Source organism: Blautia sp. Sow4_E7 (genome assembly GCF_052116245.1).
Lineage (GTDB): Bacteria > Bacillota > Clostridia > Lachnospirales > Lachnospiraceae > Blautia_A.
Map to the genome: position 1 here is coordinate 19,470 of NZ_JBQKLL010000008.1, position 15,058 is coordinate 34,527.

13 protein-coding genes are annotated in these 15,058 nt (G+C 46.3%); 1 reads left to right on the forward strand and 12 read right to left on the reverse strand.

The window, feature by feature from the left end; genetic code table 11:
- Positions 1-145: 145 nt before the first annotated feature.
- From rny to spo0A, 7 genes are all read right to left on the reverse strand, one after another.
- Positions 146-1,690, reverse strand: coding sequence for a ribonuclease Y (gene rny / locus ACTQ50_RS06805; protein WP_441483636.1), 1,545 nt, complete (start codon positions 1,688-1,690; stop codon positions 146-148).
- A 188-nt stretch (positions 1,691-1,878) separates the two neighbouring features.
- Positions 1,879-2,370, reverse strand: coding sequence for a regulatory protein RecX (locus tag ACTQ50_RS06810; RefSeq protein WP_441483554.1), 492 nt, complete (start codon positions 2,368-2,370; stop codon positions 1,879-1,881).
- 3 nt (positions 2,371-2,373) lie between these two features.
- On the reverse strand, positions 2,374-3,447 hold the full coding sequence (recA, locus tag ACTQ50_RS06815; protein WP_441483555.1) for a recombinase RecA: 1,074 nt from the start codon (positions 3,445-3,447) through the stop codon (positions 2,374-2,376).
- A gap of 432 nt (positions 3,448-3,879) precedes the next feature.
- Positions 3,880-4,128, reverse strand: coding sequence for a spore coat protein (locus ACTQ50_RS06820; protein WP_226819117.1), 249 nt, complete (start codon positions 4,126-4,128; stop codon positions 3,880-3,882).
- A gap of 12 nt (positions 4,129-4,140) precedes the next feature.
- The gene (locus ACTQ50_RS06825; RefSeq protein WP_441483556.1) at positions 4,141-4,326 is read right to left on the reverse strand and encodes a hypothetical protein; all 186 of its coding nucleotides are present in this window, start codon (positions 4,324-4,326) and stop codon (positions 4,141-4,143) included.
- A 230-nt stretch (positions 4,327-4,556) separates the two neighbouring features.
- The gene (gene glgA, locus ACTQ50_RS06830) at positions 4,557-6,002 is read right to left on the reverse strand and encodes a glycogen synthase GlgA (RefSeq protein WP_441483557.1); all 1,446 of its coding nucleotides are present in this window, start codon (positions 6,000-6,002) and stop codon (positions 4,557-4,559) included.
- Between the two features lie 65 nt (positions 6,003-6,067).
- Positions 6,068-6,874, reverse strand: a complete 807-nt coding sequence (spo0A, locus tag ACTQ50_RS06835) for a sporulation transcription factor Spo0A (RefSeq protein WP_441483558.1) — start codon at positions 6,872-6,874, stop codon at positions 6,068-6,070.
- Between the two features lie 503 nt (positions 6,875-7,377).
- Here spo0A and ACTQ50_RS06840 point away from each other — a divergent pair.
- Positions 7,378-8,679, forward strand: coding sequence for a SpoIVB peptidase S55 domain-containing protein (locus ACTQ50_RS06840; protein WP_441483559.1), 1,302 nt, complete (start codon positions 7,378-7,380; stop codon positions 8,677-8,679).
- Positions 8,680-8,773: 94 nt separating this feature from the next.
- Here ACTQ50_RS06840 and recN read toward each other — a convergent pair whose 3' ends face one another.
- From recN to dxs, 5 genes are all read right to left on the reverse strand, one after another.
- Entirely contained in the window at positions 8,774-10,456 is a 1,683-nt protein-coding gene (gene recN, locus ACTQ50_RS06845) for a DNA repair protein RecN (RefSeq protein ID WP_441483560.1), read from the reverse strand.
- 356 nt (positions 10,457-10,812) lie between these two features.
- Positions 10,813-11,268 carry an arginine repressor gene (argR, locus tag ACTQ50_RS06850; protein WP_441483561.1) on the reverse strand — a complete coding sequence of 152 codons (456 nt, stop codon included), beginning with the start codon at positions 11,266-11,268 and terminating at the stop codon, positions 10,813-10,815.
- 123 nt (positions 11,269-11,391) lie between these two features.
- On the reverse strand, positions 11,392-12,270 hold the full coding sequence (locus tag ACTQ50_RS06855; protein WP_441483562.1) for an NAD(+)/NADH kinase: 879 nt from the start codon (positions 12,268-12,270) through the stop codon (positions 11,392-11,394).
- Between the two features lie 85 nt (positions 12,271-12,355).
- Entirely contained in the window at positions 12,356-13,180 is an 825-nt protein-coding gene (locus ACTQ50_RS06860; RefSeq protein WP_441483563.1) for a TlyA family RNA methyltransferase, read from the reverse strand.
- Complete coding sequence (gene dxs, locus ACTQ50_RS06865; protein WP_441483564.1) at positions 13,177-15,048, reverse strand: 1-deoxy-D-xylulose-5-phosphate synthase; 1,872 nt, start codon at positions 15,046-15,048, stop codon at positions 13,177-13,179. Before dxs ends, ACTQ50_RS06860 begins: the two co-directional genes overlap by 4 nt.
- Between the last annotated feature and the right edge of the window lie 10 nt (positions 15,049-15,058).

Genomic DNA, 15,058 nt, shown 5'->3' on the forward strand with positions numbered 1-15,058 from the left:
GTGCGATCCTGCCCGGTAGGGCTTTTTTATGTACTAGGGAATTCCAACGGAATTTCCTAGCACATAAAAAACCGCCTCCGCATCTTTCATATCGTATGAAAAATGCGGAAGCGGTCTCTTAATTTCTAATGTAAATTAACTCCGATTATTTGGCATAATCAACGGCTCTGCTCTCGCGGATCACATTAACCTTGATCTGACCCGGATATTCAAGCTCAGCCTCAATCTGCTTCGCGATATCTCTTGCGAGAAGTACCATCTCAGAATCGTTCACATGTTCAGGAACTACCATAACACGGATTTCTCTACCAGCCTGGATTGCAAAGGATTTCTCTACACCCTTGAACTGGTTTGTAATATCCTCAAGCTGTTTCAGCCTGTTGGTATAAGTCTCCAGTGTCTCTCTTCTGGCACCTGGACGTGCTGCAGAAATTGCGTCTGCTGCCTGCACGATACAAGCAATGAGACTCTCTGGCTCCACATCATCATGATGTGCGGCTACCGCATTGATCACAAGCGGTGATTCCTTATATTTCTTACAAAGGTTTACACCAATCTCAATATGGGATCCCTCAACTTCATGGTCAATGGATTTACCGATATCATGAAGAAGACCTGCACGTTTTGCCATGCGTACGTCCACACCAATCTCACCGGCAAGCAGACCAGAAAGCTGTGCAACCTCGATGGAATGCTTCAATGCATTCTGTCCATAGCTTGAACGGAATTTCATACGTCCAAGAAGTTTCAGAAGCTCTGGGTGGATGCCGTGGACTCCAACGTCCATCGCTGCATTCTCACCATCCTCACGGATCTGAGTCTCAACTTCTTTCTGTGCTTTTTCAACCATTTCCTCGATTCTGGCCGGATGGATACGTCCATCTACGATCAGTTTCTCAAGTGCTACTCTTGCCACTTCACGTCTGATAGGATCAAAGGATGAGAGGACAACTGCCTCAGGGGTATCATCAATGATAAGGTCTACACCTGTCAGTGTCTCCATGGTACGGATATTACGTCCCTCACGTCCGATAATACGTCCCTTCATCTCGTCGCTTGGAAGCTGTACTACGGAAATAGTGGTCTCAGCAACATGGTCTACTGCACATTTCTGAATGGCATTTACCACGTATTCTTTGGCTTTCTTTCCTGCTTCTTCCTTCGCCTGGCTTTCAAGTTCCTTGTAAAGTCTGGCAACATCAACTTTCACATCGTCTTCCACAGATCTGAGCAATTCTTCTTTTGCCTGTTCGGAGGTCAGACCGGAAACACGTTCCAGTTCCTGTACTCCTTTCAGCTCGAGTTCATCTACTCTCTTTTCTTTCTTCTGCAATTCAGCAAATCTCGCTGTGCACTCTGCCTCGCGCTTCTCAACTGCTTCAGCTTTCTTATCGACGGTTTCTTCCTTCGCTAAGACACGCTTCTCATATTTCTGCAGTTCGTTTCTACGTTCCTTGGTTTCTTTCTCCAGTTCATTCTTGGTACGGAGAGATTCTTCCTTTACTTCCAATAAAGTTTCACGTTTCTTTGTTTCGGCCGTTTTTAAGGCTTCATCAATGATGCCTCTGGCCTTTTCTTCAGCTGACCCAATCGTTTCTGCGTCTTTCTTAACTTTGTTATCCACAGAAACTTTACTAGTAATAGGAACTGCAATCAGTAGAGTGGCTACTACAGCGACAACTGCAACAATAATTGTTGTCACAGGAGCACCTCCTCAATATTTAGTTTTCATTGTGCAATCACAACAATACAAGTTTATCTTTTTTTTAGAATTATGTCAAGTTTTTCTACTGAAAAAGAAAATTTTAATTTCGGCGGGGCGCTGCAGCTCCACTCACGCATGGCTATATGCACAGCCGGGAAAGAAGGCAGAACCGCCTATTCATAGCTTCTCTCACAGGTAATGTTCATCTCGTCCAGCACGTAGGAAATATCCCCGTAGGAGAAGCCTCTTCGAAGGAGGAATCCCTGAAGTCTGCGCATTGCCTTCTCATCCAGCGCGGTGTCCGGCTGGCATTTCTTCTCTACAGTGGCACGAAGAACAGCCAGCTCGTCTGGCTCTTCTACTTCTGCGGCTTCCTCCCAGGCTGCAAGGGCAGTCTCCCTGTCAATGCCCTTCCCGGCCAGCTCCTGGAGGATCTTCTGGCGGCTCTTGGTTCCCATTCGGAAGGAAATATAGTTCATTGCATACCGCTGGTCATTAAGATAACCATAGGAACGCACATAATTCATGGCGTCCTCCACCGCTTCTGCTGAAAAGCCTGCCTGACGCAGCCGGTCAGACAGGCCTTTCTCTGTGCGGTCCATATGCTCCAGAAGAAGCATCGCCTTTCTCCTGGCATTCTTCTGCTCTTCAGGTGTAACCGCCATATTTTATTCCTCTTCAGATGCTGGAGTGTCAGCTGCTGGTGCTGCATCTGTCTTCTTCGCATCCTGCTCTTCTTCCTCTCCTGGGAGCAGATTGTAATGAATACGGACTTTACGCTCGATCTCGTCACAGATATCCGGATGCTCCTTCAGGAACAGCTTGGCATTCTCACGTCCCTGGCCAATCTTATTGCCCTCATATGCGTACCACGCGCCGCTCTTATTCACAATGGAATTCTCAGTAGCAAGATCAAGGATATCGCCCTCCTTGGAAATACCGGTACCAAACATGATATCAAACTCAGCCTGCTTAAATGGCGGAGCCACCTTATTCTTAACAACCTTGATCCTGGTATGGTTACCAACCATCTCGCCGCCCTGCTTCAAGGTCTCTACACGGCGCACATCCAGACGTACGGAAGAGTAGAACTTAAGGGCACGTCCACCGGTAGTGGTCTCCGGATTACCGAACATAACGCCAACCTTCTCTCGAAGCTGGTTGATAAAGATCACAACACAGTTGGACTTGCTGATAATGGCAGTCAGCTTACGAAGAGCCTGGGACATCAGACGTGCCTGCAGACCTACGTGGCTGTCGCCCATATCGCCGTCGATCTCAGCCTTGGGAACCAGAGCTGCAACGGAGTCTACGATAATAATATCTACTGCACCGGAACGTACCATGGTCTCTGCGATCTCCAGAGCCTGTTCACCGTTATCCGGCTGGGAAATATAAAGGTTATCAATATCTACACCAATATTCTTGGCATATACCGGATCAAGTGCGTGCTCCGCATCGATGAAACCTGCAATTCCGCCTCTCTTCTGTACCTCAGCTACCATATGTAAGGCAACTGTGGTCTTACCACTGGACTCTGGTCCATAAATCTCTACAATACGTCCCTTCGGCACACCGCCTACGCCAAGTGCAATGTCAAGGCTTAAAGAACCGGTAGGAACTGTCTCTACCTGCATATTGGCACTGGACTCGCCAAGCTTCATTACAGAGCCCTTACCGTACTGCTTCTCAATCTGTCCAAGGGCTGCTTCCAGCGCTTTCTTCTTCTCTTCATTTATCATGATTCAGATCTCCTATTCTTTATAATCCGTCAGTCCGCGGTGATCTCTGCAGCTATTCAATTCTTACTGTCCACTGCAGACCAGTAACATTAATCGGACTGTATAACACTCTTGCTCTTGCAAATACGAACCTATGTTCGTTTCTTTCTGTAGTACATAGTATCTTAAATCCGTTCACTTGTCAAGCCCCTACTCGCCATATAAAAATTTCTTTTTTGCAATACTTTATTTTCACCTGTGGAATCATCCCGGAATACGGGTGTGAAATTCTTCTGTATGCCGGAGCCAGATAAACCTCCGGTAAATTTGAGATAGACCTGCGCAGCTTTTAAACTGCCGCTTTCCTGTCAGTAACTTTACTATATAGCAAAACATCCGGAATTACAAGAACATTTTCCTGCAATTCCGGATTTCCTTATTAACCGCTTTTCCTTATCCCTGGCTCAGCACGCTTCTCACATGCTCCACTTCTTCCCTTGTAGCCTGTGCTGCAGGCACATAATAGCCTCTTGCACGTGCAATCTGGTAGATTTCCTCCTGTGACATCTCACACTGGTTTCTCATCTGCTTCAGGGTCTGTTTCAGCTGTGGATTCTCTGTCTGAGGGATCATTTCCCCATAACGTGTCAGCTCCCCATTGATTCCTGCAAGTGTATCTGCAACCATCACTTTTTCATTCATGTGTGTCACCTCCTACTGTAAATACTGCATAAGCTGATTTTTGCAATCTACCGCTGACTGGGCAGACTTCTGGAAAAACTGCTTCACCTGGGCATCTGTAGCCTGGCTTGCGTACTCATCCATTTTACAGTGGGTTGTGTCAAATCCACCGATCAGGTGTCTTAAATTCTGTAAATCCAATTCTGAAATCTGGTTCATATAACCTGCCTCCTGTTCATAAAATTCTTTTCCAAAATGTCCGGTATCTATAAATTTTCCAGATCAGCAAGGCTGTATCTGAGTCCCTCACAGCAAAATACAGGAGAAAATAATTTCCTCCTGTATCCTGAACCGGACACCTTACAAGAAGCAGTATGCCCGCATTTTCATCTTATTATGTAACAAATCTTATGCCCCAAAATCCAAGCGAAACCAGATTCTGGTGTCTTTTATTCCCCGATCAGCCAGTTATACATCTCTTCATACTGGCGTGCGGAATTGCCCCATGAGAAGTCTTTCGCCATAGCGCGGTCTACCATCTTATTCCATTCGCGCTTCTTGTCATAGTAAATATGCTCAGCATAACGGATGATAGAAAGCATCTCATGTGCATTGTAATTGCTGAAGGAGAATCCTGTTCCGATTCCCTCAAATTCATTGTAAGGCTCTACTGTATCCTTCAGACCGCCGGTCTCTCTGACAATCGGAAGTGTACCATAGCGAAGGCTCATCAGCTGGCTTAATCCGCATGGCTCAAACAGGGACGGCATCAGGAATGCATCGGAAGCTGCATAGATTCTGTGAGACATGCTCTCATCATAATAAATCTGTGCAGATACCTTGCCATGGTATTTCCAGTCAAAATGACGGAACATATTCTCATAGCGCTCGTCACCGGTGCCAAGAGCTACGATCTGTACAGAATCCTGGCAAAGCTCATCCATGATATATGCGATCAGGTCAAATCCCTTCTGGTCTGTCAGACGGGAAACAATACCGATCATCATTGCCTTCGGATCCTGCTCAAGACCTAAATCCTTCTGAAGCTGGATCTTATTCTTCACCTTCTCCTTGCGGAAGGTTGTGGCATTATAGCGTGCAGTCAGATTGTTATCTGTCTCTGGATTAAAGTCGTTATAATCAATACCATTTACAATACCGCGGAGGCTGTTGGAACGTGCACGGAGCAGTCCATCCAGGCCCTCGCCATAGAATGGTGTTTTGATCTCATCTGCATAAGTATTGCTTACTGTAGTAACTGCATCTGCAAATACAATACCACCCTTCAGGAAGTTACCATCCTTGTATGCTTCCAGCTTGTCCGGTGTAAAGTAATAATCGGAAAGTCCGGTAAGCTCTTTGATGGTCTTCACATCATATACACCCTGGAATTTCAGGTTATGTATGGTCATGATGGTCTTAATGCCCCAGAAGAACTGATTCTGCTGGAAGCTGTCATGAAGGTAAACAGGAACAAGGCCTGTCTGCCAGTCGTGGCAGTGAATAATGTCAGGTCTGAATCCGATTACCGGAAGTACGGAAAGCACTGCCTTGGAGAAGAATGCGAATTTCTCCAGGTCCCACGGCGCGCTGTCATATGGCTTCGGACCGCTGAAATAATATTCATTATCTATAAAGTAGAACTGAATGCCATCATACTCCATCTGAAGAACACCTACGTAACAGTTCTTATACCCCAGATCCATATAGAAGTGTGTGACATATTCCATTTTATCTTTCCATTCCTGCTTCATGCAGGCATATTTCGGTAAGATCACACGAATGTCAAAATAACGTTTATCAAAGCATTTCGGCAGTGAACCAGCTACGTCAGCTAACCCGCCGGTCTTTATAAAAGGCACTGCTTCTGATGTTGCAAAAAGAATTCTTTTCATCCAAAAAACCCTCCTTAGTAATAGCGAATAGCTTCTTATAACTTATATTATACCCCATAATTTCCTTATTGGAAAGAACGATTTTTATATTCCAGCCGGATTTTGTCCGCGATCAGGGCAATAAACTCAGAATTGGTGGGTTTTCCTTTCCCATTGCTTACTGTGTAGCCAAACAGCTGGTCAATGGTGTCCATTTTCCCCCGGCTCCAGGCTACCTCAATCGCATGCCGGATGGCACGCTCCACGCGGCTTGGTGTTGTCTGGTGGCGCTTGGCTATGGTGGGATATAAAATTTTTGTGATCGAATTCAGCATTTCCATATCATTTACGGATAAAATAATGGCATCCCGCAAATACTGATATCCTTTAATATGTGCCGGAACTCCGATTTCATGTATGATATCCGTCACATCTGTTTCCAGATTGCCCAGACCACATGCGCTTTCTTCTTCCTTCGGTCTTGGACGGTTCATTTCTCTGGCGCGCCGCTCTCCAGCCCTGCGGATATGCTTGATCCGGTTCAGCAGCATTTTGTTGTCAAAAGGCTTCAGCATAAAATAATCTGCTCCAAGATCAAAAGCGTCCTCTGTGATCCGCTCCTGTCCCACCGCTGAAACTACAATAAATGACGGCACCTTTTTCAGATTCTCATCGTGACTGAAACGCTCCATCACAGAAAGTCCGTCGACTTTCGGCATAATAATATCCAGAACAACCACATCGGGCTGTTTTTCCCTGATGATGTTACAGATTTCTTCTCCATTATGTGCTTTTCCAACCAGTTTTAGGTCTTCGTCCTGGTCAATGATCTTACTCAGTACTTCCACCATTTTCTCATTATCGTCCGCAATTGCCACATTTAATTTTTCCATGAGGCTATTCTCCTCCTACTATTTTGAAAATTCTCCGGCATTCTATAGCCGAAGTTTTACTATATTCCCGATATCGGAAACAAATGGCCTTTTATCTCCAATATCTTCCATCACCTGTACAAAACAGCAGGGCCCTGTTTGCTCTTGCACATTTTTCAGAAAAATTTTCCTTTGCTGTAACAACGTCTATTATAGTGGAACTGACATGGGGAAATCAAGCCGAAAGTGCCGATTTTACTGCATTTTCGTTCGATTTGTTTCGAGCTTTTTAGCCTATTTTCAAGACAAAAGATCCTGTTTTTCTGATGATTTTTTTATAATAAGACAGCATTTTACAAAGCCCTTCATTTTAATCGGATTTTTCTTTTTTTCGAGTTTTGAATTGCAGGAAATGGAATCCATTCATAAAAATACAAGATTGAAATCTGTAATTTGCTCCATACTAAAAAGTGAAATCTGCAAAAGATTTTTTGCAAAAAAACAAAAGAAAAGGATGTGAAAACATGTACCAGAAACGAAAATATAAAGCTTTTATCCTGCTCTGTCTCATTCTTGACCTTCTGGCAATGGTATTTCTGGGGTATCGTTATCTGGACCGGAAAATTCCGGATGAAGTACACATTGACAGAAATTCAGGACTGGACCTGTCCCAGCTCTCCAATCCCCCATTTGTCTCTTTTGGAGATTCCATCACTGCTTCCGGGGAAGGCAGTTACCAGCTGTCATGTACGCTTTTTGGAAAAATCCCTTTTAAGGATATCAAAGTGACACCAACAGAAGCCGACAGCATTCTGGTCAGCGGAAGCACTGTGGGAATTTACATGGAAACAGCCGGGGTTCTGGTGATCGACACCGGGGAAATTCTTTCTGAAGACGGGCAGTTACAGGATCCTGCCAAAAGCAGATTAAAGCCTGGTGACTATATTATTGGTTTCAATCAGCAGAAAATATCCTGTAAGCAGGATCTGATCCAGGATCTGGAAAAGATTGACGGGAATCCGGTTACCGTAAATGTACGGCGGGATAACAATACCATCCCTGTTTCTCTTACTCCTGTGCAGGATTCTTCAGGCAAATACAAGCTTGGGATCTGGGTGAGGGATGATACCCAGGGAATCGGCACCCTTACCTATGTGACAAAGGATGGAGATTTCGGTGCTCTTGGACATGGGATCAGCGATATCGACACTGGGAATCTTTTGTCTATAAAAGGAGGAAAGCTTTACTGCGCCCAGATCCTTGGGGTGCAAAAGGGGGAAAAAGGAAGCCCCGGAGAGCTTTCCGGGCTGATCCGTTACAGAAATGACAATGTGATCGGGCAGATCAGCGCGAACACAGTAAATGGGATTTATGGAAATATTATGGATAAACTTACAGAAAATTATACCGTTGACTCTACTGGAAATGTTTCTGACACTGAACAGAATCGTAATTTTATTTTGGATTTCGCAGATGACTTCTCCACTGATTCCGATCAGCAGATTTCCCTGCGCCAGATGAAGATCGGCTACAAGCAGGAAGTACAGACCGGACCTGCCTCCGTTCTATGTGACGTAGGCAACGGGGTAAAAAAATACGACGCAGAAATTACCAAAATCGACATGAACCACGAGGACACCAACAAAAGCTTCGTGATCCGCATTACTGACCAGGAGCTTCTTAACACCACCGGCGGCATCGTCCAGGGCATGTCCGGAAGCCCCATTCTTCAAAATGGAAAAGTGATCGGCGCGGTTACCCATGTCTTCGTCCAGGACGCAGCAAGTGGGTATGGGATCTTTATCGAGAATATGCTAGAGAACTAAGAGATGAGATAAAATACACTCTACGAATTTTTTCTCCCTATAGAAAAATGGGAAAGATTTAGAATATGGACATCTTTCCCATTTTGTTAATATGCTACAATCCAGCCTTGCACTCCCCGGCAAGCTTCTTCATCTCCCTTGCATTTTCCAGCACAGCGCCTGTGATCTGGGCGCCGCCAAGGAGACGGGCAAGCTCGCGGATGGAGGCTTCTTCGTCGAGTGTGTGGATCTGGGTGGTGGTCTTGGTGCCTTCTACCTGCTTTTCGATCTCGAAATGGGAATCTGCCATAGCTGCGATCTGAGGCAGGTGGGTAATGCAAAGTACCTGATGATGGTGACCGATCACTGCCATTTTCTCGGAAACCTTCTGGGCGGTACGGCCGCTGATTCCGGTGTCAATTTCATCAAAAATCAAAGTCTCGATCTGGTCCCGGTCTGCCAGGATTGCCTTCAGGGCAAGCATAATTCGGGAGAGCTCACCGCCGGATACGATCTTGCCAAGAGGTTTCAGGCTCTCTCCCGGGTTTGTGGAAATCTCGTACTGGATCTCATCAAAGCCATTGTCTGTAAAGCTGCTTCTTCTGGCAAATGTGATGGCAAACTGTACATCCAGGAAATTTAAGTCTTTCAATCCCTGGATCACCTTTTCCTCTAACTGACGGCTGTATTCTTTGCGAACCTCTGACAGACGGCTGCAGGCCGCTTCCAGTTTTTTTTCTGCCTTTTTCAATTCTTCTTTGGCAGCTTCGAAAATTTCTTCATACTTCTGGAGTTTATTCAGCTTCTCCTGCTGTTTCTTCTGGTACTCCTGAATTTCTTCGATCCGCTGTCCATATTTTGCTTTCAAACCATTGATCAGATCCAGGCGGCGTTCCGTCTCATAAAATACAGATTCGTCAAAAGTCATATCATCCATATAGGAGGACAGTTCCCTGTTAAAATCATTGAGAAGCCCGTCAACCTCACTTAGGGTCTGGGAAAGGGATTCCAGCTGTTCATCATATTCTGTCACTCTGGAAAGCTCCCGAAGTGCTTCTCCCACAGCTTCACCAGCCCCCTGTCCGTCATATCCGGTAAGGGCATGGGCGCTTTGCAGGGAATCAATAATTCTGCGCCCATTTGACAGCTTCCGGTACTGCTTTTCCAGTTCCTCGTCCTCTCCAGGAACCAGGGCTGCCTTCTCGATCTCATTGATCTCAAATTCCAGAAACGCCATTTCCCGGTTTTTCTGCTCTTCGTCCATATCAAGGGATTTCAGCTCCGCCTGACATTTCTTATATTCCTGATAGGCTGCTTTCACCTTTTCTTTTTCTGGAAGGATTTTCTCACGTCCATAGGCATCCAGGATTTCCAGCTGCTTCTCCTCGTAGAGAAGGGACTGGTGCTCGTGCTGTCCGTGGATATCAAGAAGGCAGGCTGCTGCAGCTTTCATCTGACCCACAGTGCTTGTCTCCCCATTTATTTTGTTAATGCTCCTGCCGTCCATGATCTTTCTTGACATGAGGACCTGTCCGTCCTCCGGGTAAATGTCAAGTGCGGCAAGTGCCTCTTTTGCCTTTGTATTTTCTACCTGGAATAAAAGTTCTACCAGTGCATAAGGGGCATTTTCCCGGATCATGCTTCTGGATGTCTTCCCTCCCAGGATCAGCTGCATGGAACCAAGAAGAATAGACTTACCCGCACCAGTCTCACCAGTGAGGATATTAAGCCCAGGTCCGAATTCCACTTCGATTTCATCTATGAGTGCAAGGTTTTTTACGTGTAAATGTACTAACAAAGTTGACCTCCTTACTGTTCGCTCATACTTCTAAAAACAGGTTACTGTTCACTCCGTGACCAGTAGCCGCTTCGCGATGCACAGAAATCATGCATTCGCATGATTTCGCGCCGCAATTCTCGGGTTTTCTGTGAACTATGTTCACAAAAAGCACCTCGCGGAACGTTACCAGTGAACAGTAACAAAAACAGGACCAGCTGGTCCCTATGTACTGTCAGGCAATATTGTGCCGCAAGAACAGCACATGCCCTTCAGATAACAACAATCGAGCAGGAAATCCCTGCCCGACCCACTTTATGTTCTCAGTCTGTCCAAAAGCATGTTAAAAAACTTATCCGCACAGACTGTTTCCATTCTTATCTTCTGTTCAAAATGCTGCCCAGCTTGTCCATCACGCCTTCTGCCAGTTCAGAGCTCTTGCAGGCGCACATGATGGTGTCATCTCCTGCAATACAGCCCAGGATTTCCGGCCATTTCAAGGCATCTAAAGCAGTGGCAACTCCCATGGCCATACCTGGAACGGTCTTGATCACCACCAGGTTCTGTCCCACATCAATGGACACTACTGCATCATTTAACACCCTTGTATACTGATCCCCCAGCCCCGGCTGGGTATCCTGCAGGATGGCGTAACGGGATTTCCCGTCTTTTCCTGCAACCTTGGTCATTTTCAGTGCACGGATATCTCGTGAAACCGTAGCCTGTGTCACCTTAAAACCGGCTTCATTTAATCTGGCCGCAAGCTCTTCCTGTGTATCTATGTCATATTCTTTTATCAGTTCGATGATCTTCTCATGTCTTGCTAATTTCACGTTTTAACCTCCCTGCAAAAATCCTCGGATTGCCGGATTATCTGCAATTGTTTCCAATGATATCCTTTCACCAAATACCAGAAACTCTATTATCATTACTTTTCTGATAACAGACTGGCGTTCTCAGCTATCCCTCATTTTCTGCCTTAATACTTCAACAAAGCTTAAATGATTCAGCTTTAAGATCCTGGTCTTCACTTCTGCCTTACGGATTACGATCCTGTCCCCGGTGATCATTGGGATCTCAGAATCCCCATCAAAAGAAGCCAGGCCTTTTTCACAATCCTGGTGACGTCCCTCTCCCATTTCCACTGTGATCACATCCTCAGCCGGGAACACAATGCTTCGGCTGTTCAGTGTATGAGGTGCGATCGGTGTCATAATGGTCATTTCACCGCTTGGGGAAACAATGGGACCGCCTACGGAAAGACTGTATCCAGTAGAACCTGTGGGGGTGGAAATAATGATTCCATCCGCATTATAAGAGTTCAGATACTCGTCGTTGACAAAATTCTTAAATCTTACCACACGAAGAGGGCCTTCCCTTGCAATTACAATATCATTCAGGGCAATGTCTTCGCCAATAACCTGATCCCCACGGTAAACCGTACCGGAGAGCATCATCCGCTCTTCCACCTCGTAAACATCTGCAGTCAGCTTATCAAGAGCCTGATAAACAGACTGCCTGTCCACTTCTGCAAGGAACCCCAGATTGCCCAGGTTCACACCAAGAAGAGGGATCTGGCTGCGCTTCTCATCATGAGCCGCCTGAATATCCCTTGCAGCCTGCAGAAGGGTTCCATCACCGCCAAGTACGATAATGCACTGTGTTTCTTCCGGAATTTTTCTTGGATCCGTATAATGGAACGGTCCCGCAGGCTGTCTTCCTGCCAGCTGGACCTCACAATGTCCGCCTCTTTTTCCAAGGTAATCCACTACCCGGTCTGTAAATTCCAGATTTTTATCTTTTTCACTGTTCGTTATAATATAAAAATTATTCATAACTTAAGTTCCTGTGTCCGTTTACTGGAAAACTCCCTGATATCAGATGACTTTCCGTCTTATTCTATTACTGACAAAGCACCTGTCAGTTCGCTGCCGGTTTATCCAGCGCCCCATGAGCCTGGGCCACCACATCCTCCACTTTCACAGTAAGGCTGTCCGGAACTTCCGTTCCTTCCGGTCTTTTCTTCAGATGCAGCAGGTATTCAATATTCCCCTCCGGTCCCTTGATCGGGGAAAAAGAAAGGTGACAGGGCTCAAGGGCAATGCTCATGGCAAAGTCCCTTACCTTCTCGATCACTTCCTGATGGACTGCCGGATCGCGGACAACCCCTTTTTTTCCAACCTTCTCCCTGCCAGCTTCAAACTGGGGCTTGATCAGGCAGACGATCTCGCCGTCCTCTGTAAGAAGATTTCTCACAGGTCCCAGTACCTTTGTCAGGGAAATAAAGGAAACGTCGATTGAGGAAAATGCAGGCTTCTCCTGAATGTTCTCCGGCACCACATAACGGATGTTGGTCTTCTCCATGCAGACAACCCTTGGATCATTGCGAAGCTTCCAGTCCAGCTGGCCATATCCCACATCAATGGAATACACCTTCACTCCGCCGTTCTGGAGCATACAGTCTGTAAATCCTCCAGTGGAAGCTCCCACATCCATGCATACCTTGCCCTCAAGGGTCACGTCAAATTCATTCATTGCCTTCTCAAGCTTCAGTCCGCCGCGGCTTACATAGGGAAGAGTGTTTCCTCTTACTTCCACCTTCACTGTCTCTGCAAACATGGAGCCTGCTTTATCTTCTTTCTGGCCGTCTACATAAACCTGTCCGGCCATGATATATGCTTTTGCTTTTTCTCTGGAAGGTGCAAGAGCGCGCTCCACCAGCATCATATCCAATCGTTTCTTCATTCTCTTATTCCTTCCGAAAATTTCTTTATCTGATCTGCAATAGCAGGGGCACTAAGGCCCAGCTGTGCCCGAAGGCTGTCCACGCCTCCATGGGGCACAAAACGGTCTGGGATTGCCACTGGCAGCACCTGGATGTCAGGATGGTATTCCTCCATATAACCGCACACATGCTGTCCAAAACCACCATTTTGCACATTTTCTTCCACTGTTACTACCAGACTGTGATCTTTTGCCAGCTGGTCCAGCAAAGCTGTATCCATTGGCTTTACAAAGCGGACATTTACAAAAGTTGGATCAAATCCGGCATTTTCTAATTCTTTGGCAACATCCTGGCAGATCTCCACCATACTGCCAAGGGCCAGAACTGCTACCTGGCTTCCTCTGTGAAGGACTTCGCTTTTTCCAAGCTCCACAGGGATCTGGTACTCCTGCAAGCCCTGATAAGCATCTCCTCTCGGATAACGGATTGCCACAGGACCGTCCGCTTTCACTGCAAAGCGGAGCATTTCTTTTAACTCCCAGTCATTCTTTGGCGCCATCACCGTCATTCCTGGCATCATGCTCAGATAGGAAATGTCAAAATTTCCCTGATGTGTCTCCCCGTCTGCGCCCACAAGACCAGCTCTGTCCACAGCAAAGATCACATGAAGCTTCTGCATACAAACATCATGAAGCATCTGATCCACCGTTCTTTGCAAAAAGGAGGAATAGATGGCAACCACCGGGATCACGCCACCAAGGGCTAGTCCTGCCGCAAAGGAAACCGCATGTTCCTCTGCGATCCCCACATCAAAGAAACGGTCTGGAAATCTCTGGGAAAATTTCTTAAGTCCGGTACCGTCCGGCATAGCCGCCGTAATCGCCACCAGCTTCTCTTCCTCTGCTGCCGCTTCACACAAAGCATCTGCAAAAACATCCGTATAGCCTGGACAGACCTTCTTCTGAACTGGTCTTCCAGTCTTTATATCAAATGGTCCGATTCCGTGGAACATATCCGGATTCTGTCTGGCAGGCTCATAGCCACGGCCCTTTTCTGTGAGTACATGGACCACAACAGGTCCCTTCACACGCTTGGCCTCGTTAAAAAGCCTCATCATCTGGCGCATGTTATGGCCATCTACAGGGCCAAGGTAAGTCAGTCCCATATTTTCAAAGAGCATTCCCGGGATAAAAAGCTGCTTAATGCTGCTTTTTGTCCTTCGCATGGCATCTACCATGGCAGTTCCCACACGGGGGATCTTCTTCACTGCTTTATTCAGGCTCATCTTCATTCCGGTGTATGCTTCCGCGGTACGAATGGCACTGAGATAATTTGACATTCCTCCTACATTGGGAGAAATAGACATATTATTATCATTTAAGATAATGATAAAGTTTGTCTCCAGATCAGCCGCATTGTTCAGCGCCTCATATGCCATACCGCCTGTAAGCGCACCATCTCCGATCACGGAAACTACGTGATATTTTTCACCAAGAAGGTCTCTTGCCCGCACATAGCCAAGGCCTGCGGAAATAGAATCTGAGCTGTGTCCCGCATCAAAAGAGTCACAATTGCTCTCTCCTCTTTTTGGAAAACCGCTAAGTCCGCCTTCTTTACGCAGGGTTTCAAATTCTCCCTTCCGTCCGGTGAGGATCTTGTGAGTGTAAGCCTGGTGGCCTACATCCCAGATCAGCCTGTCATCTGGAAAATCCAGTACATTATGCAGTGCCAGTGTAAGCTCCACCACTCCGAGATTGGATGCCAGATGTCCTCCTGTCCTGCTGACGGATTCAATCAAAAAGCTTCGTATTTCATCAGCCAGCTGGGGAAATTCAGCCAGAGGAATTTTGTGAATATCGTTGGGCTTTTTTATTTTATCCAGAATCATTTGTATCCTT